32 protein-coding genes and 1 tRNA gene are annotated in these 26,277 nt (G+C 70.2%); 10 read left to right on the top strand and 23 right to left on the bottom strand.

Going from position 1 to position 26,277, the window contains the following annotated elements:
- Window position 1: 1 nt before the first annotated feature.
- The 3 genes from AB0I28_RS14785 to AB0I28_RS14775 are packed head-to-tail and all read right to left on the bottom strand — an operon-like array spanning window position 2 to window position 2,381.
- Window positions 2-796: an ABC transporter permease gene (locus AB0I28_RS14785; RefSeq protein WP_357493384.1), complete on the bottom strand. Its 795-nt coding sequence runs from the start codon at window positions 794-796 to the stop codon at window positions 2-4.
- The gene (locus tag AB0I28_RS14780; RefSeq protein WP_357493382.1) at window positions 796-1,554 is read right to left on the bottom strand and encodes an ABC transporter permease; all 759 of its coding nucleotides are present in this window, start codon (window positions 1,552-1,554) and stop codon (window positions 796-798) included. Before AB0I28_RS14780 ends, AB0I28_RS14785 begins: the two co-directional genes overlap by 1 nt.
- Window positions 1,551-2,381: an ATP-binding cassette domain-containing protein gene (locus AB0I28_RS14775; RefSeq protein ID WP_357493380.1), complete on the bottom strand. Its 831-nt coding sequence runs from the start codon at window positions 2,379-2,381 to the stop codon at window positions 1,551-1,553. Before AB0I28_RS14775 ends, AB0I28_RS14780 begins: the two co-directional genes overlap by 4 nt.
- A gap of 353 nt (window positions 2,382-2,734) precedes the next feature.
- Here AB0I28_RS14775 and AB0I28_RS14770 point away from each other — a divergent pair, with 353 nt between their 5' ends.
- The 3 genes from AB0I28_RS14770 to AB0I28_RS14760 all read left to right on the top strand — a co-directional run bounded on the left by AB0I28_RS14770 (window position 2,735) and on the right by AB0I28_RS14760 (window position 4,582).
- Window positions 2,735-3,226 carry an SRPBCC family protein gene (locus tag AB0I28_RS14770; protein ID WP_357493378.1) on the top strand — a complete coding sequence of 164 codons (492 nt, stop codon included), beginning with the start codon at window positions 2,735-2,737 and terminating at the stop codon, window positions 3,224-3,226.
- 125 nt (window positions 3,227-3,351) lie between these two features.
- Window positions 3,352-3,549 (top strand): hypothetical protein, encoded by a 198-nt coding sequence (locus tag AB0I28_RS14765; RefSeq protein WP_357493377.1) that lies wholly within the window; start codon window positions 3,352-3,354, stop codon window positions 3,547-3,549.
- Between the two features lie 244 nt (window positions 3,550-3,793).
- Window positions 3,794-4,582, top strand: a complete 789-nt coding sequence (locus AB0I28_RS14760) for a class I SAM-dependent methyltransferase (RefSeq protein WP_357493375.1) — start codon at window positions 3,794-3,796, stop codon at window positions 4,580-4,582.
- Window positions 4,583-4,666: 84 nt separating this feature from the next.
- Here the strand turns inward: AB0I28_RS14760 and AB0I28_RS14755 are convergent, their stop codons facing one another.
- The 11 genes from AB0I28_RS14755 to AB0I28_RS14705 form a co-directional block, all read right to left on the bottom strand.
- The gene (locus AB0I28_RS14755; RefSeq protein WP_357493374.1) at window positions 4,667-5,452 is read right to left on the bottom strand and encodes a methyltransferase domain-containing protein; all 786 of its coding nucleotides are present in this window, start codon (window positions 5,450-5,452) and stop codon (window positions 4,667-4,669) included.
- 49 nt (window positions 5,453-5,501) lie between these two features.
- Entirely contained in the window at window positions 5,502-6,230 is a 729-nt protein-coding gene (locus AB0I28_RS14750; protein WP_357493372.1) for an SDR family NAD(P)-dependent oxidoreductase, read from the bottom strand.
- Between the two features lie 99 nt (window positions 6,231-6,329).
- Window positions 6,330-6,713 carry a 50S ribosomal protein L7/L12 gene (rplL, locus tag AB0I28_RS14745; RefSeq protein ID WP_357493370.1) on the bottom strand — a complete coding sequence of 128 codons (384 nt, stop codon included), beginning with the start codon at window positions 6,711-6,713 and terminating at the stop codon, window positions 6,330-6,332.
- A 57-nt stretch (window positions 6,714-6,770) separates the two neighbouring features.
- Window positions 6,771-7,310: a 50S ribosomal protein L10 gene (rplJ, locus tag AB0I28_RS14740; RefSeq protein WP_357493369.1), complete on the bottom strand. Its 540-nt coding sequence runs from the start codon at window positions 7,308-7,310 to the stop codon at window positions 6,771-6,773.
- A gap of 230 nt (window positions 7,311-7,540) precedes the next feature.
- Window positions 7,541-8,674 (bottom strand): S8 family serine peptidase, encoded by a 1,134-nt coding sequence (locus tag AB0I28_RS14735; protein ID WP_357493368.1) that lies wholly within the window; start codon window positions 8,672-8,674, stop codon window positions 7,541-7,543.
- A 122-nt stretch (window positions 8,675-8,796) separates the two neighbouring features.
- Window positions 8,797-9,501, bottom strand: a complete 705-nt coding sequence (rplA, locus tag AB0I28_RS14730) for a 50S ribosomal protein L1 (protein ID WP_357493366.1) — start codon at window positions 9,499-9,501, stop codon at window positions 8,797-8,799.
- Between the two features lie 115 nt (window positions 9,502-9,616).
- On the bottom strand, window positions 9,617-10,048 hold the full coding sequence (gene rplK, locus AB0I28_RS14725; protein ID WP_357493365.1) for a 50S ribosomal protein L11: 432 nt from the start codon (window positions 10,046-10,048) through the stop codon (window positions 9,617-9,619).
- 125 nt (window positions 10,049-10,173) lie between these two features.
- On the bottom strand, window positions 10,174-10,845 hold the full coding sequence (gene nusG / locus AB0I28_RS14720; RefSeq protein WP_357494268.1) for a transcription termination/antitermination protein NusG: 672 nt from the start codon (window positions 10,843-10,845) through the stop codon (window positions 10,174-10,176).
- 52 nt (window positions 10,846-10,897) lie between these two features.
- On the bottom strand, window positions 10,898-11,302 hold the full coding sequence (gene secE / locus AB0I28_RS14715; protein ID WP_357493363.1) for a preprotein translocase subunit SecE: 405 nt from the start codon (window positions 11,300-11,302) through the stop codon (window positions 10,898-10,900).
- Window positions 11,303-11,354: 52 nt separating this feature from the next.
- Window positions 11,355-11,427, bottom strand: a tRNA-Trp gene (locus tag AB0I28_RS14710).
- Window positions 11,428-12,002: 575 nt separating this feature from the next.
- Window positions 12,003-12,371, bottom strand: a complete 369-nt coding sequence (locus AB0I28_RS14705) for a holin (protein WP_357493362.1) — start codon at window positions 12,369-12,371, stop codon at window positions 12,003-12,005.
- Between the two features lie 169 nt (window positions 12,372-12,540).
- Between AB0I28_RS14705 and AB0I28_RS14700 the strand changes: the two genes are divergently transcribed.
- The 3 genes from AB0I28_RS14700 to AB0I28_RS14690 all read left to right on the top strand — a co-directional run bounded on the left by AB0I28_RS14700 (window position 12,541) and on the right by AB0I28_RS14690 (window position 15,442).
- Window positions 12,541-13,539: a hypothetical protein gene (locus tag AB0I28_RS14700; RefSeq protein WP_357493360.1), complete on the top strand. Its 999-nt coding sequence runs from the start codon at window positions 12,541-12,543 to the stop codon at window positions 13,537-13,539.
- 379 nt (window positions 13,540-13,918) lie between these two features.
- A complete protein-coding gene (locus AB0I28_RS14695; protein ID WP_357493359.1) occupies window positions 13,919-14,638 on the top strand; it encodes a hypothetical protein in 720 nt (239 codons plus the stop codon).
- A 120-nt stretch (window positions 14,639-14,758) separates the two neighbouring features.
- Window positions 14,759-15,442 (top strand): peptidoglycan recognition family protein, encoded by a 684-nt coding sequence (locus tag AB0I28_RS14690; protein ID WP_357493357.1) that lies wholly within the window; start codon window positions 14,759-14,761, stop codon window positions 15,440-15,442.
- Between the two features lie 56 nt (window positions 15,443-15,498).
- On the opposite strand, the gene AB0I28_RS14685 is transcribed toward AB0I28_RS14690, so the two are convergent.
- Window positions 15,499-16,353 carry an NAD(P)H-binding protein gene (locus AB0I28_RS14685; RefSeq protein ID WP_357493356.1) on the bottom strand — a complete coding sequence of 285 codons (855 nt, stop codon included), beginning with the start codon at window positions 16,351-16,353 and terminating at the stop codon, window positions 15,499-15,501.
- 81 nt (window positions 16,354-16,434) lie between these two features.
- Here AB0I28_RS14685 and AB0I28_RS14680 point away from each other — a divergent pair, with 81 nt between their 5' ends.
- From AB0I28_RS14680 to AB0I28_RS14665, 4 genes are read left to right on the top strand one after another with little or no spacing between them, the layout of a single operon-like run.
- Window positions 16,435-16,848 carry a helix-turn-helix domain-containing protein gene (locus AB0I28_RS14680; protein WP_357493355.1) on the top strand — a complete coding sequence of 138 codons (414 nt, stop codon included), beginning with the start codon at window positions 16,435-16,437 and terminating at the stop codon, window positions 16,846-16,848.
- Window positions 16,849-16,887: 39 nt separating this feature from the next.
- Window positions 16,888-17,244, top strand: coding sequence for a helix-turn-helix transcriptional regulator (locus AB0I28_RS14675; RefSeq protein ID WP_357493353.1), 357 nt, complete (start codon window positions 16,888-16,890; stop codon window positions 17,242-17,244).
- Window positions 17,241-18,224: a hypothetical protein gene (locus AB0I28_RS14670; RefSeq protein WP_357493351.1), complete on the top strand. Its 984-nt coding sequence runs from the start codon at window positions 17,241-17,243 to the stop codon at window positions 18,222-18,224. The genes AB0I28_RS14675 and AB0I28_RS14670 overlap by 4 nt, the downstream gene beginning before the upstream one ends.
- On the top strand, window positions 18,221-19,225 hold the full coding sequence (locus AB0I28_RS14665) for a hypothetical protein (RefSeq protein ID WP_357493349.1): 1,005 nt from the start codon (window positions 18,221-18,223) through the stop codon (window positions 19,223-19,225). Before AB0I28_RS14670 ends, AB0I28_RS14665 begins: the two co-directional genes overlap by 4 nt.
- On the opposite strand, the gene AB0I28_RS14660 is transcribed toward AB0I28_RS14665, so the two are convergent.
- From AB0I28_RS14660 to AB0I28_RS14625, 8 genes are all read right to left on the bottom strand, one after another.
- Entirely contained in the window at window positions 19,159-20,445 is a 1,287-nt protein-coding gene (locus AB0I28_RS14660; protein ID WP_357493347.1) for a hypothetical protein, read from the bottom strand. The two genes, AB0I28_RS14665 and AB0I28_RS14660, sit on opposite strands and share 67 nt — an antisense overlap.
- A 44-nt stretch (window positions 20,446-20,489) precedes the next feature.
- Window positions 20,490-21,605 carry a 1,2-phenylacetyl-CoA epoxidase subunit PaaE gene (gene paaE, locus AB0I28_RS14655; RefSeq protein WP_357493346.1) on the bottom strand — a complete coding sequence of 372 codons (1,116 nt, stop codon included), beginning with the start codon at window positions 21,603-21,605 and terminating at the stop codon, window positions 20,490-20,492.
- On the bottom strand, window positions 21,605-22,072 hold the full coding sequence (paaD, locus tag AB0I28_RS14650; RefSeq protein ID WP_357493344.1) for a 1,2-phenylacetyl-CoA epoxidase subunit PaaD: 468 nt from the start codon (window positions 22,070-22,072) through the stop codon (window positions 21,605-21,607). The genes paaE and paaD overlap by 1 nt, the downstream gene beginning before the upstream one ends.
- Window positions 22,069-22,776, bottom strand: a complete 708-nt coding sequence (gene paaC / locus AB0I28_RS14645) for a 1,2-phenylacetyl-CoA epoxidase subunit PaaC (RefSeq protein ID WP_357493342.1) — start codon at window positions 22,774-22,776, stop codon at window positions 22,069-22,071. Before paaC ends, paaD begins: the two co-directional genes overlap by 4 nt.
- Window positions 22,773-23,054, bottom strand: a complete 282-nt coding sequence (gene paaB / locus AB0I28_RS14640; RefSeq protein ID WP_357493340.1) for a 1,2-phenylacetyl-CoA epoxidase subunit PaaB — start codon at window positions 23,052-23,054, stop codon at window positions 22,773-22,775. Before paaB ends, paaC begins: the two co-directional genes overlap by 4 nt.
- Window positions 23,051-24,076 (bottom strand): 1,2-phenylacetyl-CoA epoxidase subunit PaaA, encoded by a 1,026-nt coding sequence (gene paaA, locus AB0I28_RS14635; protein WP_357493338.1) that lies wholly within the window; start codon window positions 24,074-24,076, stop codon window positions 23,051-23,053. The genes paaB and paaA overlap by 4 nt, the downstream gene beginning before the upstream one ends.
- Window positions 24,077-24,195: 119 nt before the next feature.
- On the bottom strand, window positions 24,196-24,456 hold the full coding sequence (locus AB0I28_RS14630; protein WP_357493336.1) for a hypothetical protein: 261 nt from the start codon (window positions 24,454-24,456) through the stop codon (window positions 24,196-24,198).
- A gap of 250 nt (window positions 24,457-24,706) precedes the next feature.
- Window positions 24,707-26,239 (bottom strand): hypothetical protein, encoded by a 1,533-nt coding sequence (locus tag AB0I28_RS14625; protein ID WP_357493334.1) that lies wholly within the window; start codon window positions 26,237-26,239, stop codon window positions 24,707-24,709.
- Window positions 26,240-26,277 lie beyond the last annotated feature (38 nt).

Raw genomic sequence — 26,277 nt, 5'->3', positions numbered from 1 at the left:
GCTACCCCACAATCCGCACGGTGGTGGTCGCGCCCCACACGGCGAGGCCGAGGAACAGGTTGACGACGTTGATCGACACCAGCGAGGTACGCACCGCGCGACCGGTCGCCACGCCGACGCCGGCCGGGCCGCCTTCGGCGTGATACCCATAAAAGCAGTGCACGAGGATGACCACAACGGCGAAGAACAGCACCTTCCCGAAGGACCACAGCAGATCGCCGGGAACCAGGAAGAGGTTGAAGTAGTTGTCGTAGGTGCCCGTGGGCTGGTCGAAGTACCAGGTGGCGATGAAGCGGGTCGCGAAGTACGACGACAGCAGCGCGATCACGTACAGCGGGACCGTCGCCAGCAGGCCGGCGATCATGCGCGTGGTCACCAGGTACGGCATCGACGGCAGGCCCATGACCTCCAGCGCGTCGATCTCCTCGTTGATGCGCATCGCCCCCAGCTGCGCGGTGAAGCCGCAGCCCACCGTCGCCGACAACGCGATCCCGGCGACCAGCGGCGCGATCTCACGGGTGTTGAAGTACGCCGAGATGAAACCGGTGAACGCGCTCGACCCGATCTGGTCGAGGGCCTGGTAGCCCTGCAGACCCACCTCGGTGCCGGTGAAGAAGGTCAGGAAGACCACCACGCCGACCGTCCCGCCCACCAGCGCCAGCCCGCCCGAGCCGAAGCTGATCTCGGCGAGGATGCGAAAGACCTCGCGCTTGTAGCGCCGCAGCGTCCTGGGGGTCGCCGCGCCGGCGCGGATGTAGAACAGCAGCTGCCTGCCCAGCAGGTCGAGGACGGTCATCACGATCCCTTCTGCGGAACGATCTGGAAGTAGATCGCGACCATCACGAAGTTCACCGCGAACAGCAGCATGAAACTGACCACGACCGAGGTGTTGACCGCCTGCCCGACGCCTTTCGGGCCGCCCTTGGCCGACATGCCCAGGTAGCAGCCGATCAGCGCCGCCAGGACCCCGAAGACCAGCGCCCGCAGCTCCGCCGACACCAGGTCGGCGACCTGACCCAGCGCGGCGAAACTCGCCAGGTACGCGCCGGGCGTGCCGTCCTGGAGCATCACCGTGAACACGTAACCGCCGGCGATGCCGACCGCCGAGACCACCCCGTTGAGCAGGACCGCCACGACCGCGCCGGCCAGCACCCGCGGCACGACGAGGCGCTGGATCGGGTCGATGCCCAGCACGCGCATCGCGTCGAGCTCCTCGCGGATCTTGCGCGCGCCCAGGTCGGCGCACATCGCCGCCCCGCCGGCGCCCGCGATCAGCAGCGCCGTCACGATCGGCCCCGCCTCGCGGACCACCGCGATCACGCTCGCCGCGCCCGCGAAGGACTGCGCGCCCAGCTGCTTGGTCAGCGAACCCAGCTGGAGCGCCACGACGGCACCGAAGGGGATCGCGACCAGCGCCGTCGGCAGGATCGACACGCTGACCAGGAACCACGCCTGCTGGATCGTCTCGGCGAACTGGAACGGCCGCCGGAACAGCCCGCGAAGCGTGTCGAGGCAGAACGCGACGAACTCACCGGTCGCCCGAAAGACCCTCACGGCCCCTCCCGGTGCTCGCCTCGGTAGTCGTCGACGCCGAGCCCGTCGGCGTCGCCGGCGGCGTCCTTCTCCTCGGCCATGCCGATCGGGCCCTCACGGCGAGCGTTGAGGAACTGCCGCAGGACCGGGTCGTTCGAGGCCAGGATCTCCTCGCGCGGCGCGAAGGCGATCAGCTTGCGCAGGTAGAGCATCCCGATGTGGTCGGGGATCGTGCGCGCGGTGTTGATGTCGTGCGTGACGATCAGGAAGGTCGCGCCGGTCGTCGCGTTCAACTCGGAGATGAGCTCACCGAGGAAGGCGGTGCGGACCGGGTCCAGGCCGGAGTCGGGCTCGTCGCACAGGATCAGCTCGGGGTCGAGGACCAGCGCGCGGGCCAGGCCGGCCCGCTTGCGCATGCCGCCGGAGATCTCGGCGGGGAACTTGTCGCCGTCGCCCTTCATGCCGACCAGGTCGAGGCGGTCGTCGACGATCCGGCGGATCTCCGCCTCGGTCTTGCGGGTGTGCTCCCGCAGCGGGAAGGCGATGTTGTCGTAGAGGTTCATCGACCCGAACAGCGCGCCGTCCTGGAAGAGCACCCCGAGGCGACGGCGGACCGCGTAGAGATCGCGCTCCCGGAGGGTCGTGATCTCGTCCCCGTCGATGCGGATCGAGCCCCGGTCGGGTTTGAAGAGGCCGACCAGCGTCTTGAGGAAGACCGACTTGCCGGTGCCCGAGGGCCCGAGCAGCACCGAGATCTCCCCGGGCGGCAGGTCGAAGGTCACGTCGGACCAGACGGTCTGCTTCCCGAAGGATTTGGTGAGGCCTTCGATCTCGACGGCAACGCCCACAGCGTCCTCCCCGCCGGGCGTGACGAGGGGTTCGAGGGGGCACGTCCGGCTGTGTGAGATTAACGACGGTGAATACGGCGACGGAACGGGTGATTACATAACGGGTCAGTAACAACTACGAGACCCGTTGGTAATGGCGGGATAGGTGATGGTTTCAGGTGGTTTCCCGACGGGAGAGGGTGACGGTGTGTGATCGGGGAGCGGTGTCCGGCCTGTCTCCGCACCGGCCCGCGCCTCTGCCGGCCCGCCGTGATCACGCGGACCGAAAGCGGCGTTGACCTGTCAAGACCGAATAATGGGAGGCGAGGCTGCACGCGCACGCCCTTCCACTCGGGAACCCGGAGCACTCCGCCATGAAGTACACCGTCTCGATCGAGATCGCCCTGCCGCGAGAGAAGGTGGCACAGCTGCTCGCCGACCCCGCGCACATCCCGAAGTGGCTGCGGGGCATGGTCCTGCACGAGCCGGTGAGTGGAGTGCACGGGCAGGTCGGCACCAAGTCCCGGGTCGTGATGCGGACGGGGCAGCAGGAGTTCGAGGGCATCGAGACCATCACGCGCCGGGAACCGGCCGACCTGCACGGGATCCCGAAAGAGCAGGTCGTTCACTTCGACCGCGAGATCGCCGGCGAGGGCATGTGGAGCGTCACGCGCGACCGGCTGACCGAAGCCGGCCCGGAGACGACGCTCTGGGAGAGCGAGAACGAGTACCGGTTCAGCGGTGTGATGATGCGGCTGGTGGGACTGCTGATGCCCGGCGCCTTCCGCAAGCAGTCGCGCCAGCACATGGAGGACTTCAAGGCCTTCGCCGAGCACGGAAAGGACGTCCGCGAGGTGACGGACTGATCTGGCCGTCGCCTCGGGGGCGCGAACCCGTTGAGGACCTCCATGTGTTCTCCGTCACATTCCACGCCGCGTTGGGCTCCCGAACCCATTCAAGGTGTGCACCGCCCCCGACGAAAGGAAACAGGATGCGCGCCCTCGGAAGGCTCGGCGACCGGATCGTCGCCCGTCTGGTCCCGTCAGGAATCGCCAAGGCGAACCCGATCTGGGTCTACCAGTACCGCTGCGACGGGGTCCGCAAGCAGCGTCGCGTCTGCCGCGACTACGACGGCGAGTACCTCACGTGCGAACCGTGGGTGACCATCGGAAGCTGCGGCGGCGTCTGACCGCGCCGAGGCGGTGACGCCCCCGTCAGGGTGTCACCGCCGTCGCCGTCCGCCGGGCACCGGCCACACCGACTCACCCGTCGCCCGGCGCTTACCCGCTCGCCGCGCCGCCACCGGCGAGCCGGTGGACATCCCGACTCCCGCTAAATTCGTTGAGCCCGCCCGCGGATTCGTGTTGGCTGCGGTGGCGGCACCGAACCATCGGTTCCGGTGCCGACCGATCCGCCGCAGCAGGGAGCCGAACATGCCGGACATCGTCGATCCCGCCGCACATAATCGAGCGGCCTGGGACAAGTACGTCCTGGACGGCAACGAGTGGTCGAGACCGGTGAGCGCCGAGCAGATCGAACGCGCCCGCACGGGCGACTGGTCGATCGTTCTCATCGGGCACGAACCGGTCGACCGCTCCTGGCTGCCGGCGGACCTGACCGGCAAGGACGTGCTGTGCCTGGCCTCCGGTGGCGGGCAGCAGGGCCCGATCCTCGCGGCCGCGGGAGCGCGGGTCACCGTGTTCGACAACTCGCCCCGCCAGCTCGGCCAGGACCGACTGGTGGCATCGCGCGACGGACTCGATCTGCGCACCGTCCTGGGCGACATGCGCGACCTCGGCGCCTTCGGCGACGCGGCCTTCGACGTCGTGTTCCACCCGGTCTCGAACCTGTTCGTACCGGACCTGGCACCGGTGTGGAACGAGTGCTTCCGCGTCCTGCGCCCGGGCGGAACCCTCCTCGCGGGCTTCCTCAACCCCGACTCGTACCTGTTCGACCACGAGGCCCTCGACGAGCGCGGCGAGCTGGTCGTCGTCCACAAGCTGCCCTACAGCGACATCACCCACTACTCCGCCGAGGAACGCGCCGCGAAGTTCGGCGCGGACGCCGCTCTCGAATACGGTCACACCCTCACCGACCAGATCGGCGGCCAGCTCGCCGCCGGGTTCGCCGTCACCGGCTTCGCCGAAGCGCCCCACCACTGCGACGCATCCGCCGAATACATGTCGGGCTACTTCGCGACCCTGGCGGTCAAGCCGGGCTGACCCGGCCGCGGGGCCGGCCGAGCCGACCGTGTCCCCGCATGGCCGAGTCGAGCGCTGTCCCGGCCCGGCGTTCACGCCGAGCACTCACCCCCGCGCCAGGACCTCTCCGTGCGGCACGAGGAACCAGCCGTCGGCCGCCGCGCTCCACTCCCGCCAGGCCCGCGACATCTCCCGCAGCTCCTCGCGCGTCACACGAGCCTCGGCGACGGCCTGCTCGGCCACCGCCGAGCTGAGGATCCGCTCGGCCCACATGCCGCCCCACCAGTCGCGGCCCTCGGCGTCGGCGTAGCACCAGACCGACGCGCCGGCCTCGGCCTCCTCGAAGCCGGCCTCGCGCGTCCACGACAGCAGCCGGCGTCCCGCGTCGGGTTCCCCGCCGTTGGCGCGGTGCACCGAGCGGACCAGGTCGAGCCACCGCTGGAGCACTTCCGAGGCGGGAAACCAGGTGAAGGCCTCGTAGTCGGCGTCGCGGACGGCGACGATCCCGCCCGGCTTCACGACCCGCCGCATCTCCCGCAGGGCCCCGACGGGGTCGGCGACGTGCTGGAGCACCTGGTGGGCGTGCACGACGTCGAAGGTGTCGTCGGGAAACTCAAGGGCCATCACGTCGCCGCCGGTGAGCTCTACGTTCGCCAGCCCCTCCACGGCCGCCGACGCCGACTCCAGCACACCGGCCGCGTCGATGCCCACGACCCGGCCCGGCGCGACGGCGCGCGCGAGGTCGGCGGTGATGGTGCCGGGCCCGCAGCCCACGTCGAGTACCGAAATCCCCGGCTTGAGGTGCGGCAGCAGGTAGGCGCAGGAGTTCTCCGCCGTGCGCCACTGGTGCGAGCGAAGGACCGTCGAGTGGTGTCCATGCGTATAGGTCATGCCCCGAACCCTAGAGGGCATGACCACATCGCGGGAATTGGATCCCAGTCTATGAAACGTTGCCCGACACGTACATGACCTGGCCCGTGACGAAGCCGGCCTCCTCGCCGGCGAAGAAGGCCACCGCGTTCGCGATGTCCTCCGGCCGCCCGACCCGGCGAACGGCGATCGACTCCGCCGCGATCCGCTGGTGCTCCTCGAAGTCGCGCCCCAGCCTGCGGGCCGTCTTGGCCGTCATCGCGCTGACGATGAAGCCCGGCGCGACCACGTTGGCCGTCACACCCGCCGGCCCGAGTTCGGCCGCCAGCGCCTTCGTGAAGCCGATGATCCCGGCCTTGGCCGCCGAGTAGTTCACCCTCCCGGCGTGCCCGAGCGCCGAGATCGAGGAGATGTTGACGACCCGCCCCCACCCCGCCTCGACCATGTACTTCTGCACCAGCCTGGTCGTGAAGAAGGTCCCGCGCATGTGCACGCCGAACACCTCGTCCCACTCCTCGGTGGTCATGTCGCCGATCTCGGCGTCGCGCGCGTAGCCGGCGTTGTTCACCAGGATCGTCGGTTTCCCGAGTTCGGCGACCGTGCGCTCGACGGCCGCGGCCACCGCGCCCTCGTCGGAGACGTCGGTGGGAATCGCCAGTCCGCCGACCTCGACGGCCGTCGCGGCCAGCGCCTCGGCGTCGAGGTCGAGCATGGCGACGGTGTGTCCCTCACGCGCGAACCGCGCGGCGGTCGCCGCTCCGATCCCGCGGGCGGCACCGGTCACGATGGCGATGGCCATGGGGTTTCCTCCTCGATCGAATCCGGGTCGCCCACTCTAAACGCGAAAGGGCGGCACACCCGGAGGTGTGCCGCCCTTTCGGCGTCTAAAGAGACGGAACTACTTGAGCGAAGCCGTCGCGCCGGCACCCTCGAGCTGCTCCTTGGCCTTCTCGGCCGTCTCCTTGTTGACCTTCTCGAGGACAGCCTTGGGGGCGGCCTCGACGAGCTCCTTGGCCTCCTTGAGGCCCAGGCTCGTGAGGGCGCGCACCTCCTTGATGACCGCGATCTTCTTCTCGCCGGCCGACTCGAGGACGACGTCGAACTCGTCCTGCTCAGCCTCGGGCTCGGCGGCCGCGCCGCCGCCGCCGCCACCGGACATCACGACCGGAGCCGCGGCGGTGACCTCGAAGGTCTCCTCGAACTGCTTGACGAACTCGGAGAGCTCCAGCAGGGTCATTTCCTTGAAAGCGTCGAGGAGGTCCTCGGTGCTCAGCTTCGCCATTACGGCTTCCTTTCGGTTCTTATTACGTCTTGGTCTTGCCTTGAACGGTGGTGAGAACTAGCCGTTCTCGCGCGCTTCGTGCTTGTCGCGGAGCGCCGCGACGACGCGGGCGGCCTGCGACAGCGGGGCCTGGAAGAGCCCGGCAGCCTTGGTGAGGTTGCCCTTCATCGCGCCGGCGAGCTTGCCCAGCAGCACCTCGCGGGACTCGAGGTCGGCGATCTTCATGACCTCGGCCGCGTCGAGCGCCTTGCCGTCCATGAATCCGCCCTTGATGATCAGGGCGGGGTGGTCCTTGGCGAAGTTCTTGAGCCCCTTGGCCGTCTCGACCGGGTCACCGGTCGTGAACGCCAGGGCGGTCGGGCCGGAGAACAGATCGTCGAGGCCGGTCATGCCCGCCTCTGCGGCGGCAAGCTTGGCCAGGGTGTTCTTGGCGACCCGGTACGACGACCCCTCGCCCAGCGAGCGGCGGAGCGCGGTGATCTGCGTGACCGTCAGACCGCGGTACTCGGTGACGACGGCGGCGGTCGAGCTCTTGAGCTGCTCGGAGATCTCGGCGACAGCGGTCGCCTTGTCTTCGCGAACTGGTTTGTCCGTCATGTTCCTCCTCTCGGAGACGATCGGGAAAACCGGCGGCGAGGAGAGGACAACGAAAAACCCCGGCGCAAGGGGCGCACGGGGCGAAGGCCGGCAAGCGGCCGTACACTCGTGTCTCCCTGCGCGGGCCGTTCGCGATCTCTCGCGACTCCTTGGGCCGACTCTTGATCTCTCAAGGCCGACGACCGGCGGTCTTCGGGTTACTGGAACGAGCAACTCTAACACGAGCCGTTCTACCTGCTCGCGGGCCCCCTGTGGCGCAGGTGCAGTGCGACGCACACCACCGATCCGGCGGCCAGCAGGGCCGCCGCCGCGAGCAGCCACGCCCCCGCGCCCGGACCCTCGGGCACCGGGAGCGCCGGTTCGGCGACGAGCTCCTCCGGCACGTCGAGCGGGTAGTGGTCACTCGGCGCCAGCGTCGCGGCCAGCGCCTCGTAGGCGTTGACCGCGCCGAAACCGAAGCCGGGATCGCGCCCGGGACTGCCCTCGTCGTGCGCTGTCCGGATGAGGCGGTTGACCACGTCGGCGGCCGACGCGTCGGGGTACCGCGAGCGGATGAGCCCGGCGACACCGGCGACCAGCGCCGCCGCCCCCGACGTGCCCGAGCCGCGCTCGCAGCCGCCCTCGGCGGTCAGGTGCGGCAGATCCTCGGCGGGGGCGCTGAGCACGACCGGCCCGCCGGTCACCGAACCCGACCACACCGAGCCGTCGCGCGCCAGCCCCGATACCGCGACCACGCCGGGAATGGAGGCCGGCTCCCCGACCCGGACCTCCAGCTCACTGCGGTTTCCCGCCGCCGCGACCAGCACCACGTCGTGGGCGATGGCGTGCTCGATCAGCTGCTTCTTCCAGGGCGCGTCGCCGGTGGGTTTCCCCGACAGCGACAGGCTCACCACCTTCGCGCCCTGCCCGATGGCCCAGCGCACGCCCGCGTAGACGTTCTCCGGGTCGAGCGTCCCGTCCTCCCCGCGCGTGACCCGCACGGGCAGGATCTCCGCCAGCGGCGCCACTCCGAGCGGGGCGCCGTCGCCGGAGCCGATGCCCGCGATCAGGCCCGCCATGGCCGTGCCATGACCGGAGAGGTCGACGTCACCGGGCTTGGCCGGGTCCACGACGCCCGTGCGGTCGACCGTCGCGCCGGGAAGCACCCGGCCCCGCAGGTCGGGGTGGTCGGCGTCGACACCCGTGTCGATGACCGCGATCGTCACCCCGTCGCCCTTGGCCAGGCGCTGCGCCTGCGCGGCGCTCATCGCGCCGAAGTACCAGTCGGCGCGGACCTCCTCGGCGCCGCGCGCCGGCGCGGCCGCGGGCAACGTCAGGAGCACCGTCGCCGCCACCGTCGCGACGCGGACGAGACTGCCGCGCATGGGATACCTCGAAGGTCGGAAGAGCCGTTGGTCGCCGACCATTGTGTAACACGTCCGGCCCGGTGCCAACACGCGAAAAGGCCGCGCCCCTCACGGGACGCGGCCTTTGACGAGCTGAACGCCTAAGCCTCGACGGCTTCGCGGATCTTCGCCGGGTCGACCGGGATGCCCGGGCCCATGGTCGTGGACACGGTCACCTTCTTGACGTACTTGCCCTTGGCCGAGGACGGCTTCAGGCGGTTGACCTCGTCGGCGACCGCGGCGTAGTTGTCCGCGAGCTGCTCGGCGGTGAAGCTGGACTTGCCGATGATCAGGTGCAGGTTGGCGTGCTTGTCGACGCGGAACGCGATCTTGCCGCCCTTGATCTCGTTGACGGCCTTGGCGACGTCCACCGTGACGGTGCCCGTCTTCGGGTTCGGCATCAGACCGCGCGGACCGAGGATCCGGGCGATGCGGCCGACCTTGGCCATCTGGTCCGGGGTGGCGATGGCGGCGTCGAACTCCAGCCAGCCGTCCTGGATCCGCTTGATGAGCTCGTCGCTGCCGACCTCGTCGGCACCGGCGGCCACGGCCGCCTCGGCCTTCTCGCCCGTCGCGAAGACGATGACCCGGACGACCTTGCCGGTCCCGTGCGGGAGGCTGACGGTGCCGCGCACCATCTGGTCGGCCTTACGCGGGTCGACGCCCAGACGCATGGAGACCTCGACGGTCGCGTCGAACTTCGTCCCGGTGGTCTCCTTCGCGAGGGTGGTCGCCTCGAGAGGGCTGTAGAGCTTGTTCTTGTCGACCTGCTCGGCCGCCTTGCGGTAAGTCTTGCCACGCTGCATGGGACATCCTCCTTGATGGATGGTGTGGTCGCGGGCCAGCGGGGGCCCTGCCACGGCTATCTGGTGTTGGTGAGAGGGCTTCGCCACCCTCACACTCCCCCGTGGGGGAGTCGTTCTAGTCGACGACCGTCAGGCCCATCGACCGGGCGGTGCCGGCGATGATGCGGTCGGCCATGTCGAGGTCCACGGCGTTGAGGTCGGGGAGCTTGCGCTCGCTGATCTCGCGGACCTGCGCCTTGGTGACGGTGCCCACCTTGACGCGGTGCGGCTCGCCCGAGCCCTTGTCGACGCCGGCGGCCTTCAGCAGCAGCTTCGCCGCGGGCGGAGTCTTCAGCACGAAGCTGAACGACCGGTCCTCGAACACGCTGATCTCAGCGGGGACGATCTCGCCCCGGGAGGCCTCGGTCGCGGCGTTGTACGCCTTGCAGAACTCCATGATGTTCACGCCGTGCTGACCCAGCGCGGGGCCGACCGGCGGAGCCGGGGTGGCCTGACCGGCGGTCAGTTCCAGCTTGAACGTCGTGACGAGCTTCTTCTTGGGAGGCATTGCTCTTCTTCCTAACCGGGCCACTCCGACAGCGCTCGCTGCCATGACCCGCGACGGGTTGTTACTTGGATGACCCCCGGCCGAAGCCGGGGGACGACTGTGAAGACCGGCTCGCGGCCGGTCTGCTAGATCTTGCTGACCTGGTTGAAGTTCAGCTCGACCGGGGTTTCCCGCCCGAAGATCGACACCAGCACCTTCAGCTTCTGCTGATCGATGTTGATCTCGTTGATCGTGGCGGGCAGCGACGCGAAGGCGCCGTCGGTGACCGTGACGGAGTCGCCGACCTCGAAGTCGAGGACCTTGATCTCGGTCGCGCGCGAGCCGCCGCCCTCGGACTTGCCCTCGTCGACGGTCGGCGCGAGCCACTTGAGCACCTCTTCGAGGGTCAGCGGGGTCGGCCGGTCGACGCGGTCCGTGGCGCCGACGAACCCGGTGACACCGGGCGTGTTGCGCACACAGGAGTACGACTCGGGAGTGAGGTCCATGCGGACGAGGATGTAGCCGGGGAAGACCTTGGCCTGCACGTGGGAGCGCTTGCCGTTCTTGATCTCCACGACCTGCTGGGTCGGGACCTCGACCTGGAAGATCTCCTCCTCCATGTCGAGGGAGGTGATCCGGCTCTCCAGGTTGGTCTTGACCTTGTTCTCGTAGCCCGCGTAGGAGTGCACGACGTACCAGTCGCCGGGAGCGAAGCGAAGCGCCTGCCGAAGCTCCTCGACCGCGTCGTGAGTCTCCTCAGCGGCGGGTTCGGGGGTCTCGTCGACCTCCTCGGCCTCGACCGCGACAACGTCGGTCAGGACCTCTTCGGTCTCGTTGTTCTCAGGCACTCTGTGCTCTCTCTTCCACGGTTTATTGACCAGCGTCGCTGTTACCGAAGGTCAGCGAGATCAGCTTGGTGAAACCGATGTCCAGCCCGGAGATCAGCGCCATCATCACGCTGACGAAGACCAGCACCACGGCCGTGTAGGTAAGGAGCTCCTTGCGGCTCGGCCGGATGACCTTGCGCAGCTGCTCGATGACCTCGCGGACGAAGCGCAAGGGCCCCCGCCCGTGACCGCCTTCACCCTCGCCGGCCTTCTTGGTCGGCTCGGCCTTCCTGTCGGTCTTCGCCGAGCTGTCGGACTTGGAGGAGGAAGCCGCTTCTTTCTTGGCGTCCTTCTTCTCCTTGGCCGAACCTGCGTCCTTCTTGCCCGAGTCCTCGACGGACTCGGTCTTGTCAGCCTCGTCGTCACCCCGGCGATCTTTGTCGGCCACGTCGCGTCCTTAAGCTCGCAGTCGTCCGGCGATGCCGGTGTGCCTTCGGCAGCAGGGGCGACAGGACTCGAACCTGCAACCTGCGGTTTTGGAGACCGCTGCGCTACCAATTGCGCCACACCCCTAGGTGTTACCGGTGAAACCTACCGCATTACCCGCGTGTCTGCGCACGCCAGTAGAGCAGGGGGGTTTCTCCGACGGCCCAGTGTACGTGGAGGCCCCGCATGGAGCAACCGCGGGGAGGCCCCATGGCGCACGAGAGGGTGTTTCCCCTCACCAGACGGGCCGCGGCGGAAACTCCTGGCGCCCGCCGGTGTGATCACCGATACTTCGACGGCGCCGGAGGCCCGTCCGGCGAAGAACGCCGGCCGCCCGCCCGGCGGAGAAAGAGAAGGGCCTCGCCGGAGGTGTAACTGCATTGCCCTTGCAACCTCCGGCGAGGCCGCCACGACTAGACGCAGCATGCCCATGCCGGTCACTGACGCCGTGGCCAATGTGTCTCCGCGTGCCCGTTGCGGAAACAATTCGAGCCTACTCGCCCCCGACCAGCCCTTGCATCCGCGCCCGGACCTTCTACCCACAAGTAACCCTTCGGCACCCTGAGTGGTCAAATGCGGCCGAATCCCCCGGCTGTTCACCATCGCCCCGACGGCACGCGGCCCGGGCCCGAAGGGACCGGACCGCGGCGGTCGGTGAGGTTCTAGTCGGCGGGCGCGGGTGCGGGCGCCGCGGCGGGCATCAGCCCGCCGTCGTCGTCGGCGACAGGGTTGACGACCGGTTCCGCGGCGGCGGCCGGCGCGGCGTTCGCGGCGGCCACGGGCGGCGGTGCGGCCTGCGGGGTCGGCGGGCCGACGGCAACGGCGCTCGGCGAGTTCTGTGCGCCGATCTCACTGCTGGCGATGCTCGTCAGGAGCGAGGCGACCACGGCGAGCGCGACGACGCTGCCGATCGACTTCCAGTCGACGTCGAGGATGCCGAGTCCGGCGACCCCGAGTAGTGCCGCCCCCACTTGTGCGGCGGTTTTGATGGCGCGTTCGAGCGCCTGCTTCCAGAATGTCCAGGTCCACATTGGGCTCCCCCTTCGAGCCTGCTGCGACCGGCCGGGCCGACTGGCCGCAGGCCAATCTTGGCAACTGATTCCATAATGCGCTTTCCCTTGCGGGATGACCAAAAGGCTTTAGCGGGTGCCCATAGGGGACGGTGCGTTCATGATCGGTTTTCGGGGGTTTACCTGACGGATGGTCGTGCAGGGGGCGGGCGGTGTGCAGAATCCGTCGCCGGGGCCGTGGCGGACGGTCGGGTTGGGGATGGTCGGGCTGAGCCCGTTCGCGCTCGCGGGATCGGTGTTGACGCCGGTGATCCGGGAGTATCCGCTGTGGGCCGTGGCGGTGATCGTGGTGACGGTGTGGCCGGTCGGGTTCGTGATGCGGGTGGCGGGCGAGCTGGTGAACCGGTGGGTGCCGAGGGTCGCCGATCGGGTCGAGAGGGTGCTCGGCCGGCATCGGAAGGGCTATCTGGCGCGTTTGCAGGAGCATGTGCGGCATCTGGAGGTTCTGGGGGTCGCGACGCAGGGCGAGTTCACGTTGCGGCTCGGGGACGTGTACGTGGAAGTGGGACTGTCGCCCAAATCCGCCGCCGATTCGCCGACCGGGTCACTCGGCCGCCAGACGCTTTCGGAGGCGATCGCGCGCAGTGACTCGGCGGTCGTCGCGGTGATCGGCGGTCCCGGGTCGGGTAAGACGACTCTGCTGCGGCATGAGGCTCTTTCGGCGTGTCTTCGAAAGCGCGCCGGGATTCCCATTCTGTTGGAGATCCGGCAGCACTCCGCCGCGATCGTCGCCGATCCCGCGCCGACGTTGGCGACGCTGGCGGTCTCGGTGGACTGGCAGGCCGGGCGGACACCGGCGGAGTGGCTGGAGGAGCGGCTGCGCGACGGCGGTTGTCTGGTGCTGCTCGACGGTCTCGACGAGGTGGCCGGCGAGGACGACCGCCGGTCGGTGGTGCGCTGGCGGCGCGGGCGAAGGAGGCCGCCGAGACCCTTCTCGACCGGGTCCGGGAGCACGGGCCGTTGCTGGCGTTCGCGTCCAACCCGCTGCTGCTCACCATGGTGGCCTTGGTGCACCGGTACCGGGGAGCTCTGCCCGGGACCAGGGCGCGGCTGTACGAGGAGATGTGCGCGGTGCTGCTGCACCGCCGGCGTGACGCCAAGGGGCTGTCGAGGCCGCGGGCGGAACTGAGCGGGGAGCAGAAGGAGCATGTGGCGCGGGTTCTGGCCCGGCACATGATGGAGCACGCCGTCCGGGACATCGACGCGGGCGAGGCCCGTGCCCTGCTCGCGCCGGTGCTGTGCCGGATGACTCCGGCGGAGTCGGCGGCCGACTTCCTACGCGACACGCTCCACTGTGGACTGCTGGTGGAACCCAGGGAGGGCTCTTTCGCCTTCGCGCACCTGACTTTGCAGGAGTACCTGGCCGGCGACTTCCTGTTCGCCCGGGTCGACGATCCGTGGTGGCGGGAGACGACGCTGCTGTGGGCCTCGGGGTCGGATGTGACGGCACTCGTGGAGCGCTGCCTCGCCAATGGCGCCTCCAAGGCGGTGGAACTCGCCTTGACGCCGTGGAGGTGGGGCGCGAGATCGCGACGGAGACACTGCGGAAGCTGCATGAGGACGCCGATCGCCGCGTGGACACCTACTTCTCGCACCGGCCGTTTCGAACGTGGCTCGACGACACCACGGCGCTCTCCACCGGTGTCCGGCTCACCCGTCCATTGCGCCGGGAGCACGTCGGCGGCCTCTTCTTCGTCCCCGATCCCCTGGCGGTGGGGACCCGGGTCCCGGCGGACGTCGCGAGACTCCATGTGGCGAGCTCCGGGTATCGGCTGCCCCGGCCCGAGGAACTCGAAGATCCCGCCGCGCCCGACTTCGGCCCGCACTGCGTCTGGGTGGACCACGGCGGGCTCGCACTCTGGCGCCCGCCCGGCGTACGGGATCCCTTCGCGCCCAGCGAGGCCGAGCCGACCGACGACGGCTCGGGCCGGGAAACGCCCTTCGACCTGGCCGCGCTGCTTCTCCCCCTGGCGGCGATCGGCCGGCTGCTGGGGAGCGACCTCATGGCCGCCGTGCGGTTGGCACGGGAGGGGCCGGTGCGGCACAGGGCTCGGGCCTTTGAGAACGCGCGGCGCGTGGCGGCCGAGTGGCTCGGACTCGCCGGCGAGGACACCGACCCGGCACTGCGCGATTTCCTGCGGCTGGTGGACAGCACCCTCGCCGTCCACGAACTGCGCGCCAACGGCACCATCGCGCCCAACGAGATCCTCGTGCTGGCGCGGGACTGATCGCGGCTCCGCCGCAACCCCCGTGCGGTCACGAAGATAATCTCCGCCCCCCTTCCCCGCCGCGAAGCCCGGTGCCAAGATGATCTCGCCCACCACATCAAGGCCCTCTGGAGAGTTCCCATGTCCGACCGCCACATCCTTGCCCGGCGCGCGCTTCTCACCGGCGCGGCCGGTCTCGCCGCCGCCGCGGCGATCCCGCTGTCCGCGACCGCCGCGTCGGCGAAGCCGAACAAGCCGAAGGAGCCCAAGAAGCCGCGCATCTACTCCTGTGAGGAGTGGGGCGCGCGTCAGCCGGTGGATCCTCCGACGATCCTGCAGAACCGTCCCAACAAGATCGTCGTCCATCACACGGCCTACCCGAACACGCTGGACTTCTCCCTGGACTACGCGTTCCAGAACTCGCGCGACATCCAGGACCTGCACATGGACAACAACGGCTGGAACGACTCCGGCCAGCACTTCACCAACAGTCGCGGCGGTTTCCTCACCGAGGGCCGCCGGGGGAGCCTCGACGCGCTGCTCGGCGGCACGACGATGGTCCAGAGCGCCCACACCGTCGGCCAGAACACGCAGTCGATCGGCATCGAGAACGACGGCTCCTACCACCTCGGCGAACTGCCGACCCACAAGCAGTGGAAGAGCCTGATCGGTTTCTGCGCCTACATCTGCTGGCAGTACGAGATCGCGCCGACCGAGATCTACGGCCACCAGGACTTCAACGCCACGCTGTGCCCGGGCGGCATCCAGGACCGCCTGCCGTGGCTGCGCGAGCAGGTCGCCAAGAAGCTGCACATCGCCATCTAGGGCGTGTCCTAGGGCGACGACGACCGGCGTGTCCCAAGTGGACACGCCGGTCTCGCTTATCCTGCGAGCGAGGCCAGCACCTTCGCGACGACTTCGCGCGCCGGCGTCGGGGCGCGGCCCAGGAGACGGGGGAGGTCGCTGTCGCCGCGGTCGATGAGGCCGGCGGAGACGGTCGCGAAGATCGAGACCGTGTGCGCCGTCTGGAACGCGGGTGCATCACCGGCCGCTTCGCGCAGGGCGGCAAGGGATCCGCCGTCGGCGACGTCGGGGCGGCCGGCGTCGGCGAGCAGTTCCCTCAGGTCCGCAAGGCCCAGATCCTCGACACCGTCGAGTTCGTAGGTCCGTCCATGGTGGACGTCGGTGGGTTCGGCGGCGACGCGGGCAGCGACCTCGGCGAGGTCGTGGCGGGCGGCGACGGGAACGCGGCCGTCGCGGACGGGGCCGGGGAGGGCGCCGGTGATCAGGGCGGGCGCGGCGAGCATGAATGCGGCGAGTTCGGCGTAGAGGGCGTTGCGGAGGACGGTCACGGCGAAGGGGGCTTCGGCGAGGACGCGTTCGGTGTAGCGGTGGGCGAGGGCGATGCTCAGGCGGTCGGCGGTGCCGGTGAGGCTGGTGTAGACGACGTGCCGCACGCCGGCCGTCGCGGCCGCGTCGACGACGGCGCGGTGGCGGGCGTGGACGACGTCGTCCTCGGCGAAGCCGGCGGAGATGAAGACGAGGGTGTCGACGCCGTCGAAGGCGGGCGCGAGGGTGGCGGGGTCGTCGAAGTCGACGCGTCGGACGGGGATGTCGGGGCCGTTCCAGGCGCCGGGGTCGCGGGTGCCGGCGGTCACGGTGACGCCGGGGAGGGCGGCGAGGTGTTCGGTGACGAGTCGTCCGAGGGCGCCGGAGGCGCCGGTGACCAGGATCATCGGGGTGGGCCTTTCTTTCCGTTCGGGGGTGACGTGGTCCAGGATTGGTCCTCGAAGCCCACGGCGTAAGGAGGCACTCGCATGTCAGTCGCGCACACCGGGGTAACCGTCGAGGCCGCGGCGGCCGCGCATCCCGGCCCCTGTGGCGAAGACGACTGCGGCATCCGTGACGTCCTCGACCGCATCGGCGACAAGTGGACCGTGCTGGTCATCGTCGAGCTGTCGAAGGGGACGCGCCGTTTCCGCGAGCTCCAGCGGGCGATTCCGGGCATTTCCCAGCGAATGCTGACCGTCACGACCCGCCGCCTCACCCGCGACGGGCTGATCTCGCGGACGCCGTATCCGACGATTCCGCCGCAGGTCGACTACGACCTGACGTCGATCGGCCGCAGTCTCGCGGCGGCGGTCTTCGCCCTGTCGGACTGGTCGCGGGAGCACAAGGACGCCATCGCGTCGGCTCGCGCGGAGTGGGACGAGCAGAACTCCGCCATATAACGCTTGCCGATATATGCTCGTGTCCGATACATTGCCGACATGAGCACACCGCTGCGGGAACCCACGTTCCTGATCCTGACCGCACTCGCCCGCGAGCCGCTGCACGGCTACGGCGTCATCACCGAGGTCGCCGAACTCTCCGGCGGCCGCGTGACCCTGCGGCCCGGCACCCTCTACGGCGCCCTCGACCGCCTCACCGAGGACGGGCTGATCGACGTCGACCGCGAGGAGGTCGTCGACGGGCGCCTGCGCCGCTACTACCGGCTCAGCGAGCAGGGCGAGAACCTGCTGGCCGCCGAGACCGAGCGGATGCGCCGCAACGTCGAGGCGGCCGGCACGAGGCTCAAGGCCAGGGGCGTGGCCTTCGGGCCCCTGGCGACCGGAGGTGGCGCGTGAAGCGGGAGACGATGCTCGAATACCGCTACCGCAGGCTCCTGCGCCTCTACCCTCGCGCCTGGCGCGCCAGGCGCGAGGACGAGATGGTCGCGACGTACCTCGACACCGGACCGGACACGCGCGGCCGTCCATCCATGATGGACACCGTCGATGTGGCGCGCGGTGCCACCCGTCACCGCATCACCGCCGCCGACGCCGGACTGCGGACCGGAAGCGCCTTCGCCGCCGAGGTCTCGCTCCTGGCAGCCTCGGTGCTGTCGGCACTGTGGTTCTGCCTGTTCGAACTGGCCGGGCTGCCCGAGGACCACCTGCTCACGACCTTCGGGTCCGCGCAGTCGCTCGGGGCTGTCGCCTGGATCGCCTGGGCGTTCGTGCCCCTCGCCGGGCTGTTCCTCAGTGGACGGTGGATGCGGGCGGCGGTGGCGGCGGCGCTGGTCCTGACCGTCCTGCTCATTCCGGCGGCGCCCCTGACCGGGTTCTTCCGGCCGCCCCTGACGCTCCTGGCGGCCCAGATCGCCCTCGGCCTGGTCGCACTGTTCCTCCCCGACCGGCGCCGCCCGTTCGTCCGCGCCCTGCCCGCCGCCGCGACCCTCGCCGCGGCCGGGATCGCACTGGCCGCAAGGCCGTGGGAGACCGTGATGACCTATCGCCTCACCGGCCTCGACCGCCGGATCCTCGCGATCGCGGCGATCGCCCTGTTCACCGCCGCCACCGTGTACATCGCGGTCACGATCGCGCGCAAGCGCCAGGGCGGCCTGTGGGCCTTCCTCGTCCTGCTCGCGCCCGTCATGGTGCTCGTGCAGGAGTGGATTCCCGGACCGCTCAACCCGATCGGCCGGGACTACACGCCCACCGACGTGGTCGTGACCGGCGGTCTCCTGGCGATCGGGGCGGTGGCCGTCACGATCTCGGCCGCGGCCGCCTGGATCCGCCGCGGCGACTCCGTCGGCATCCCTCCGTCGGCCGGAGGCGGGACGTGACGGGGATCGAGCCGCGCTACCGCGCCTTACTGCGCCTGTATCCGCGCGCATGGCGCGACGGGCGTGAGGAGGAGATGGTCGCGACCTACCTCGACTCCACACCGCCGGAGCGGACCCGTCCGTCCATGAGGGACGGTCTCGACGTGGCCGGCGGGGCGCTGCGGACCTGGCTGCGGACGACACCGCCCGGCCTGCCGGGCGGCGCACGGATCGCGGGGATCATCGGGCTCAGCGCGATGGGACTGCTCGCCGCGATGCTGTTCTTCGGCGTGGAGACCTCAGCGGAGAACGTCTCCGACGCGTACCGGCCTTGGGGGCCGTTTCACAGCCCGGCGGCGCTGTGCTGGCTGCTCTGGATGGCGGTCTCGGTGGCCGGCCCGTTCCTGCCCGGGACCTGGAGCCGCCGCGTCGCCGTGCTGCCCGCAATCTTGACGAGCCTGCTGATCCTCAACGACACCGTGCTGATCAGTCTCCCGCGAGGCACCCTCGAACGTCCCCAACGCATCATCCTGCTCGCCGCCGTAACACTCGGCGCGACCGCACTGCTCCACCGGAGCGGCGGAGTGCTCGGCCGCCTGCTGCCGCCGATGTCGACAGTGGCCGGTGCGGCGATCGGAATCGCGTCGCGGATGCCCGGTCAAGGCGCCGGCTACCACCAGGTCATCCACCCATGGGAGTGGCTGCGCAACCTCGGTGTCGCCGTCGCGGCGGCCGCGGTGCTGACTTTGATCGTCGCGGCACTGCTCCGCCGAGCCGAAGGCGCCTGGGCCTTCCTGCTCCTCGGACCGACCGTGCTCACCCTGACCAACAGTGAGGTGACCGGCTACCTAGGGTTCCCGCTCTTCCCCGACTTCGCGGCCTACGACCTCTACCTCCTCGGCGTCGGCGTGGCCGCCGCCGTGATCGCCGCCGTGCGCATCGCGTCGCGCCTGAATCACGGCAGACCGCTCAGCGGCAAGCCGAACAGAACCCTTCCACCGGGCCCCGGATCACCCGCGTAGTCGCGGGGCCACTCGGTCAGCGAGTAGACCATCCCGGTCGAGACCCAGTGCGTCAGCGCCTCCGAATGCAGCGACCAGCACATGTTCGACGACGCACCACCGACAGAGCAGCTCCGCACGGCACCGCCGGTGGAGCTGCTCTTCGGCGTGAAGCGCCACAACTGTCCTGAGTAGATCTCCGAGCTGTGCGCGACGTACCAGCGTCCGGCGTACGACAGCACGCCCTGCTGGTTGCCGACCGCACTCGCGTACGCCTCCGAGGCCGCCGCGCTGTCCGGCGGACGGTAGTCGGGTCCCATCGGGTAGCGGATCAGCCGGCCGCGCAGAGCCGGATCGGTGAAGTACTCCGCCGTGACGAGGCTGTCGGGGCTGGTGCTGCGATCCAGCGACAGCGTCGAGAAGCACGGCACGCCCTGGTCGCCGCCCATCGAGCAGAACCCGGAAGTGTAGGTGTAGTAGCCGATCTGGGGCATGACGAACCCGTAGGCGTGCGCCGCCCACCCGTCGGCGACCCTCCCCATCGCACCGGCCTCGGAGGTGGTGCGCAGGATGTGGTCCATGCTGAAGACCCGCAGCGCCACCGATCCGTTCCCGACGGCGTTGACGATCAGCTTGTCGCCGTACCAGACCATCCCGCCGATGTGGGTCTTGGCGGCGGTGAAGTCGGTGCCGTCGGCGTTGGGATCGACCAGGTAGACCCACCGGTACCTCGGCGCCCCCTTGCCGTTCATGTCGATGAAGCCGACCCGCGCGTCGTTGTAGCGCCCACTCGACTCATCGTGGTTCCAGCCCGTCAACAACGCTTTCCGCGCACCCCAGGCACCGTCGTCGTCGGCGTCACCGCTGCTCGTCACGCCCTGCGGGGACCAGCTCGGCGTGGTGGCGTCCTCGGTGTCGAAGCACATCGCCCAGGTCGCGACCGGCGCCAGCGGCTTGGCCGCGTTCTCCTCGGCGCCGCAGTCGGCCATCGTCCGGTCCGACTCGTCGAGAACCGTTGCCACACCGACGTTCGGCAGCGCCGTGTCCAGCGCGTCGAGCGCCTTCGGCGACTCCGCGTGCCAGGTCAGACCGAGGTTCGCGCGCGAAACGGCCGTCAGCGGTTCGGCGAAGGCCGCCCCGGCCGGCTCCGGCGCGGCCGCCGACAGACCCGCCGCCACGACCACGGCACCGACAACGGCGGATGCGAAACGACGGCGGCGCGACGAGTGGGGCGCAGGCATGGGCGTGCCTTTCGACTCGGTTCGCCTCGACGGTACTGCAATCCTCAGGCGTCGTAGTCGACCGTGAGCCCGTCGGTCGTCGGACTCGCCTGGCAGGTCAGCACATAACCGGCGTCCAGATCGGCGTCGGTGAGCGCGTAGTTGCGCGCCAGGGTGACCTCGCCGTCGACGACCTTGGCCTGACAGGTCGCGCAGACCCCGCCCTTGCAGGCGAAGGGGAGCTCCGGGCGGACCTTGAGCGCGGCGTCGAGGACCCGCTCGTCGCGGCGCATGGTGAAAGTCGAGGCGCGCCCGTCCAGCAGGACCGTGACCTCCGTGCTGCCCTCGGGCCGCTCGGCGCCGTGCTCGGGCTCGGGGATCTCCTCGGCGAAGAACAGCTCGTGGTGCACCATCGTGTCGGCGTAGCCCCGCTCGGCCAGCAGCTTCTGCGCGCCGGTCACCAGACCGTAAGGGCCGCAGAGGAACCACTCGTCGACGCTGCGCTCCGGCGCGAAGGCGTCGAGCAGGCGCGGCAGACGCTCACCGTCCATGCGGCCCGACAGCAGCTCGGCGCTCTGCGGCTCGCGGGACAGCACGTGCACCAGCTGGAGCCGCCGCGGGAAGCGGTCCTTGAGGTCGGCGAGCTCGTCGGCGAACATGACCGTGCCGGCGCTGCGGTTGCCGAACATGACCAGGAAGGTGCTGTCGGGTTCGGTTTCGAGCGCGGAGGCGACCAGGGAGAGCGCGGGTGTGATGCCCGAGCCGGCGATGATCGCGCCGTAGCGGCGGGTGCGGGCCGGGTCGAGGTCGGTGGTGAAGTGGCCCAGCGGCGGGAGGACCTCGACGGTGTGGTCGGCGCGGAGTTCGGCGTTGGCGTATGAGGAGAACAGGCCGTTGGGGACTCCCTTGACGCCGATGCGCAGCAGGCCCTCCTCGCCGAGTGTGGACGGTGTGGAGCAGATGGAGTAGGAGCGGCGGACGTCCTGCTCGGTGCCGGGGAGTTTGAGGGTGAGGTGCTGTCCGGGCTTGAAGGCGAAGGCGGCGCGCAGCTTCGGCGGGACGGCGAAGGTGACGCGGACGGCCTCGTCGGTGAGCCGCAGGACCTCGGTGACCAGCAGGCGGTGGAAGCCGGGTCGGCGTTTCACCGGGGTGGACAGCGAGATCTTGGCAGTCGCGGGCATCACAGCACCTTCACGTGGTCGAAGGGTTCGGCGCAGCCCCGGCAGCGCCACAGGGATTTGCAGGCGGTGGAACCGAAGCGGCTGATCTCCTCGACGCGCTCCGACCCGCAGTGCGGGCAGACGGGTTTGCGGGGGAGCATCGGCAGGCTCCGCGCGGGCGGCGGCGGGGCGGTGCCCGCGCCGGCGAGTTTCGCGCGGCCCTCCTCGCTGATCCAGTCGGTCGTCCAGGGCGGGGCCAGGACGGTGCGGATCTCGACCTCGGGGTAGCCCTCGGCGGCCAGTTCGCGGACGATGTCGGCGCGGATGGCGTCCATGGCCGGGCATCCGGAGTACGTCGGGGTGATGGTGACGTGGACGGTGCCCTCGTCGTCGACGTCGACCTCGCGCAGGATGCCGAGGTCGGCGATCGTGACGACCCGCAGTTCCGGGTCGACGACCCTGGCCGCCGCGGCGAAGGCGGTGGTCACCAGGAGGCCCCGGGGTGGGCGCGGTGGAGGACCTGCATCTCGGCGAGCAGGTAGCTCAGGTGCTCGGTGTGGACGCCGGAGCGGCCGCCGGTGGGGCGAAAGCGCGCGTCCTCGTCGGCGGGGCGGGTGAGGGTCGCCTCGGCGAGCACACCGTCGACTGTGGACAACCAGGCCTCGCGCGGGACCTCGCCTTCGAAGAGTTCGAAGGTGTAGGGCCACAGGCGGTCGACGGCCTCCTGCGCGCGGCGGTGGGACTCGGGCGTGCCGTCGCCGAGCCGCAGTGTCCACAGTGCGGCGTGGTCGACGTGGTAGGCGACCTCCTTGGCGGCCTTCCCGGCGATCTCGGCCAGGCGGGCGTCGGGGCCGATGAGCAGCCGGTCGTAGAGCTCGCGCTGGTAGACGGCGAAGAACAGCATCCGCACGATCGCGTCGGCGAAGTCGCCGCGCGGGAGTTCGGTCAGCTGGACGTTGCGGAACTCCCGGTCGGTGCGCAGGTAGGCCAGGGCGTCCTCGTCGCGGCCGGCGCCTTCGAGCTCGCCGGCGTAGGTGAGCAGCATGCGGGCCTGGCCGAGCAGGTCGAGGGCGATGTTGGCCAGCGCGATGTCCTCTTCGAGTTCGGGCGCGTTGGTGGTCCACTCGGCGAGGCGCTGGGCGGCGATGAGCGCGTCGTCGCCGAGACCGAGGACTTCGTCGACGGTGCTCATATGTGCTCGGCTCCCTCGGGGACCTCGTAGAACGTCGGGTGCCGGTAGATCTTGTCGCCGGCGGGGTCGAAGAAGGCGTCGCGCTCCTCGGGGCTCGACGCGGTGATCGCGGCGGCCGGGACGACCCAGATCGACACGCCCTCCTCGCGGCGGGTGTAGAGGTCGCGCGCGTTGCGCAGCGCCATGGTCTCGTCGGGCGCGTGCAGCGAGCCCACGTGCTGGTGGGACAGGCCGCGGCGGGGCCGCACGAAGACTTCCCAGAGCGGGACGCTGCTCACGTGGTCACCTTGTCCTTCTGCTTGCCGGCGTAGGCCGCGGCGGCTTCGCGGACCCAGGCTCCGTCGTCCCAGGCCGCTCGGCGGTGCGCCATGCGCTCGCGGTTGCAGGGCCCGTCGCCCTTGATGACGCGGAACAGCTCGTCGTAGTCGGGCTGGGTGTAGCTCCAGTGCCCGGTCCGTGCGTCGAGGCGCAGGTCCGGGTCGGGCAGGTCGAGGCCGAGGACGGAGGCCTGCTGGACGGTCATGTCGACGAACTTCTGGCGCAGCTCGTCGTTGCTGAAGCGCTTGATCTTCCAGGCCATCGACTGCTCCGAGTGCGTGGAGTCGGTGTCGGGCGGGCCGAACATCGCCAGCGACGGGTACCACCAGCGGTCGACGGCGTCCTGGGCCATCGCGCGCTGCTCGGGGGTACCGGTGCTCAGGGTGTAGAGGATCTCGTAGCCCTGGCGCTGGTGGAAGGACTCCTCCTTGCAGACACGGATCATCGCCCGCGCGTAAGGCCCGTAGGAGCAGCGGCACAAGGGGACCTGGTTGACGATCGCGGCGCCGTCGACGAGCCATCCGACCGCGCCGACGTCGGCCCACGTGAGGGTCGGGTAGTTGAAGATCGAGCTGTACTTCTGCCTGCCCTCCAGCAGCAGCCGGTAGAGCTCGGCGCGGTCGACGCCGAGGGTCTCGGCGGCGGCGTAGAGGTAGAGCCCGTGACCGGCCTCGTCTTGCACCTTCGCCAGGAGGATCGCCTTGCGCTTGAGGGTGGGGGCGCGGCTGATCCAGTTGCCCTCGGGCTGCATGCCGATGATCTCGGAGTGCGCGTGCTGCGCGATCTGCCGGATCAGGCCCTTGCGGTAGGCCTCCGGCATCTCGTCGCGGGGCTCGATCTTGCCGTCGGCGGCGATGACGGCGTCGAAGTAGTCGGCGGCTTGCGAGGCATGGGCCCGCCCGGCGATGTCGCGCTCTGCGGCGGCGACCTCGTCGAGGAGGCTCGCGGTCCCGGGCTGATCGGGAATGTCATTGCCGTACACGGCTCAAGTCTTACAGGCTCGCGCACGATGGGCAAGTAGGTGTCACAAACGACGCACCGACAAAAAAGGGGACCCGGCGCGGGTGGGCGCGCAGGGTCCCCCAAGGGGTTCGGGCAAGGTCAGTCGCGATCGCCCCGGCGGCCGCGGGTGCGCAGGTAGAACGTGACGCCGCCGGCGGCGAGCCCGATCCCCGCCGCGATCAGGACGTTGAGCCCGGTCGACGGCGAGGCCAGCGCGACCGGCTCGGGCGACGGGCTCTCCGCCGCGTGTCCCGGCAGCTCCGCGGCGAGCAGGACGACCACGAAGGCGAAGACGGAAAGCGCCGTCCTCGCCAGGACCTTCACCAGCGTGCCGGAACCGTGCGGGGCGGCGAACCGCATGCGCTCTCCTCGGATGTCGGGGGCCGAACCTGCTGGTTCGGGGCGTTCCACTAGGAAGACGCTGTTTGGGCGCAAAGGGATGCGTATGTCCGCCGAGCTTTACCGGATCGTGACGTCCCGGGCATGGCTAAGGCGTCCCCCGTGGGCGGTGAACGCAAGCCACTGGGGGACGCCTATGGGAAGATCACGCGCCGCCCGGGACGACGGATGCACCGCCGGCCCGGATGTGGCCCGATCGTGATCTTGGACCTCAGCCCTCGGCGGTCAGCGCCCGGCGGCGGCGCGTCAGCACGAACAGGCTGACGCCGGCCAGCACGGCGAGCACGCCGCCGACGAGCATCAGCCGCAGGCCCGTGCCGGTCACCGCGAGGTCGCCGCCGATGGTGGCGCCGGCTCCCCCGCCGACGCCGGTCGGCGCGGGCGTGGCCTCCTCGACCGGGTTGAGCTCGATCGTGGCGATGTCGTTGGAGGCGTCGCGGTCGTCGGCGAAGGCGTCGCCGACGGTCACGGTGCCCTCGGCGGCCGCGGCCTCGTCGATGCGGACCTTGAAGGTCCACTCGTGGCGCTGCGCGGGAGCCGAGACGGTCTCGACGCCGCACTCGTAGGACTGGTCGCCGGTGCGCTCACAGTCGCCGGGCGCCTCCACGAAGGACAGCTGCGCCGGCAGGGTCACGGTGATCACGACGCTGGGCTCCTCGACGGCACCGGGAACCTCGACGCCGCTGTCGTTGCGCGCGCCGACGGTCAGGTCCCCGACCGTGCCGGACCCGCCGCGCACGGTCGCGCCGACGGCGGCGAAGTCGACCGGGTTCTCGCCCTCGACGAGCACGTCGACGGTGCCGGAGTCGTTCTGCCAGTTCGGGTCGTGCTCGGGCGCCGACTTGGTACCCGGCAGCTCGTCGAGCGTGGCGGCCGGACCGGTGCCCGCCCGCAGGTCACCGGGCAGGCCGGGGACGACGTCGGCGTCGTAGGTGTCCAGCGTGTACCAGCTGTAGGCGAAGTCCTGGCGGCTTGGCGCCTCGGCTGTCTCGCGGACGGTGAAGGCGATCTCGCCCGACAGGCCGTAGCGCTCGCCGGGCGTGAGCGCGCGCTCGAAGCGGCACACGAGGTTCGAGGCGTTGAAGCGGCAGTTGGAGAAGGTGTCGTCGAAGCGCAGACCCGCGCCGACGGCCACGACCAGCGCGGCGCCCTCGGCCTGGGTGTCGCCGACGTTGGCGACCGAGACCGGCACCGAGGCCGACTCGCCGAGACCGACGCTCAGCTCGCGCGCCGGGTCGTCGCCGACGGCCAGGTCGACCGACTCGGCCTTGGTGACCGCGACCGAACCGCCGACCTCGGCGAAGTTCGCCGTCGTCACCGTCACCGGCAGGTCCACCGTGGTGCCCGGCTCGGCGCCGTCGACGCCGTCGAGGCGGAACAGCTCGATGTCGAGCTCGCCGCCGTGGACGTCGAAGTCCTCGCCCTCACCGAAGCAGGTGACCGTCTGCGCCTCCTGGCGGCACGGCTCACCCCAGCTGTCGGAGTGAACGGTGGCCACGCCGGCCAGTTCGGTGATGTCGAGGACGACGGCCACGTCCTGAAGAGTCGCCAACTCGGGCGGCGTGGTCAGCGTGAACACACCGCCGACCGTGCCGCGCTCGCCCTCGGCGAGGACGAGGGCACCGCTGAGTTCGAGGCCCAGTGCCGGTGGATCCTCCGCCCACACGGCGCTCGGCGCCGCGGCGGTGAGCATGGTCGCCGCTGCCGCCAGGAGTACGGCCCGGCCGGCAATGGGTACGCGCATGTGACCCTCGCTTCGAAAAGGACGTCGGTGTCCATAGA

This window comes from Phytomonospora sp. NPDC050363, assembly GCF_040655735.1.
Classification (GTDB): domain Bacteria; phylum Actinomycetota; class Actinomycetes; order Mycobacteriales; family Micromonosporaceae; genus Phytomonospora.
Note: the sequence above shows the minus strand (reverse complement) of the source record. Positions and strands in the feature narration are given on the sequence as shown.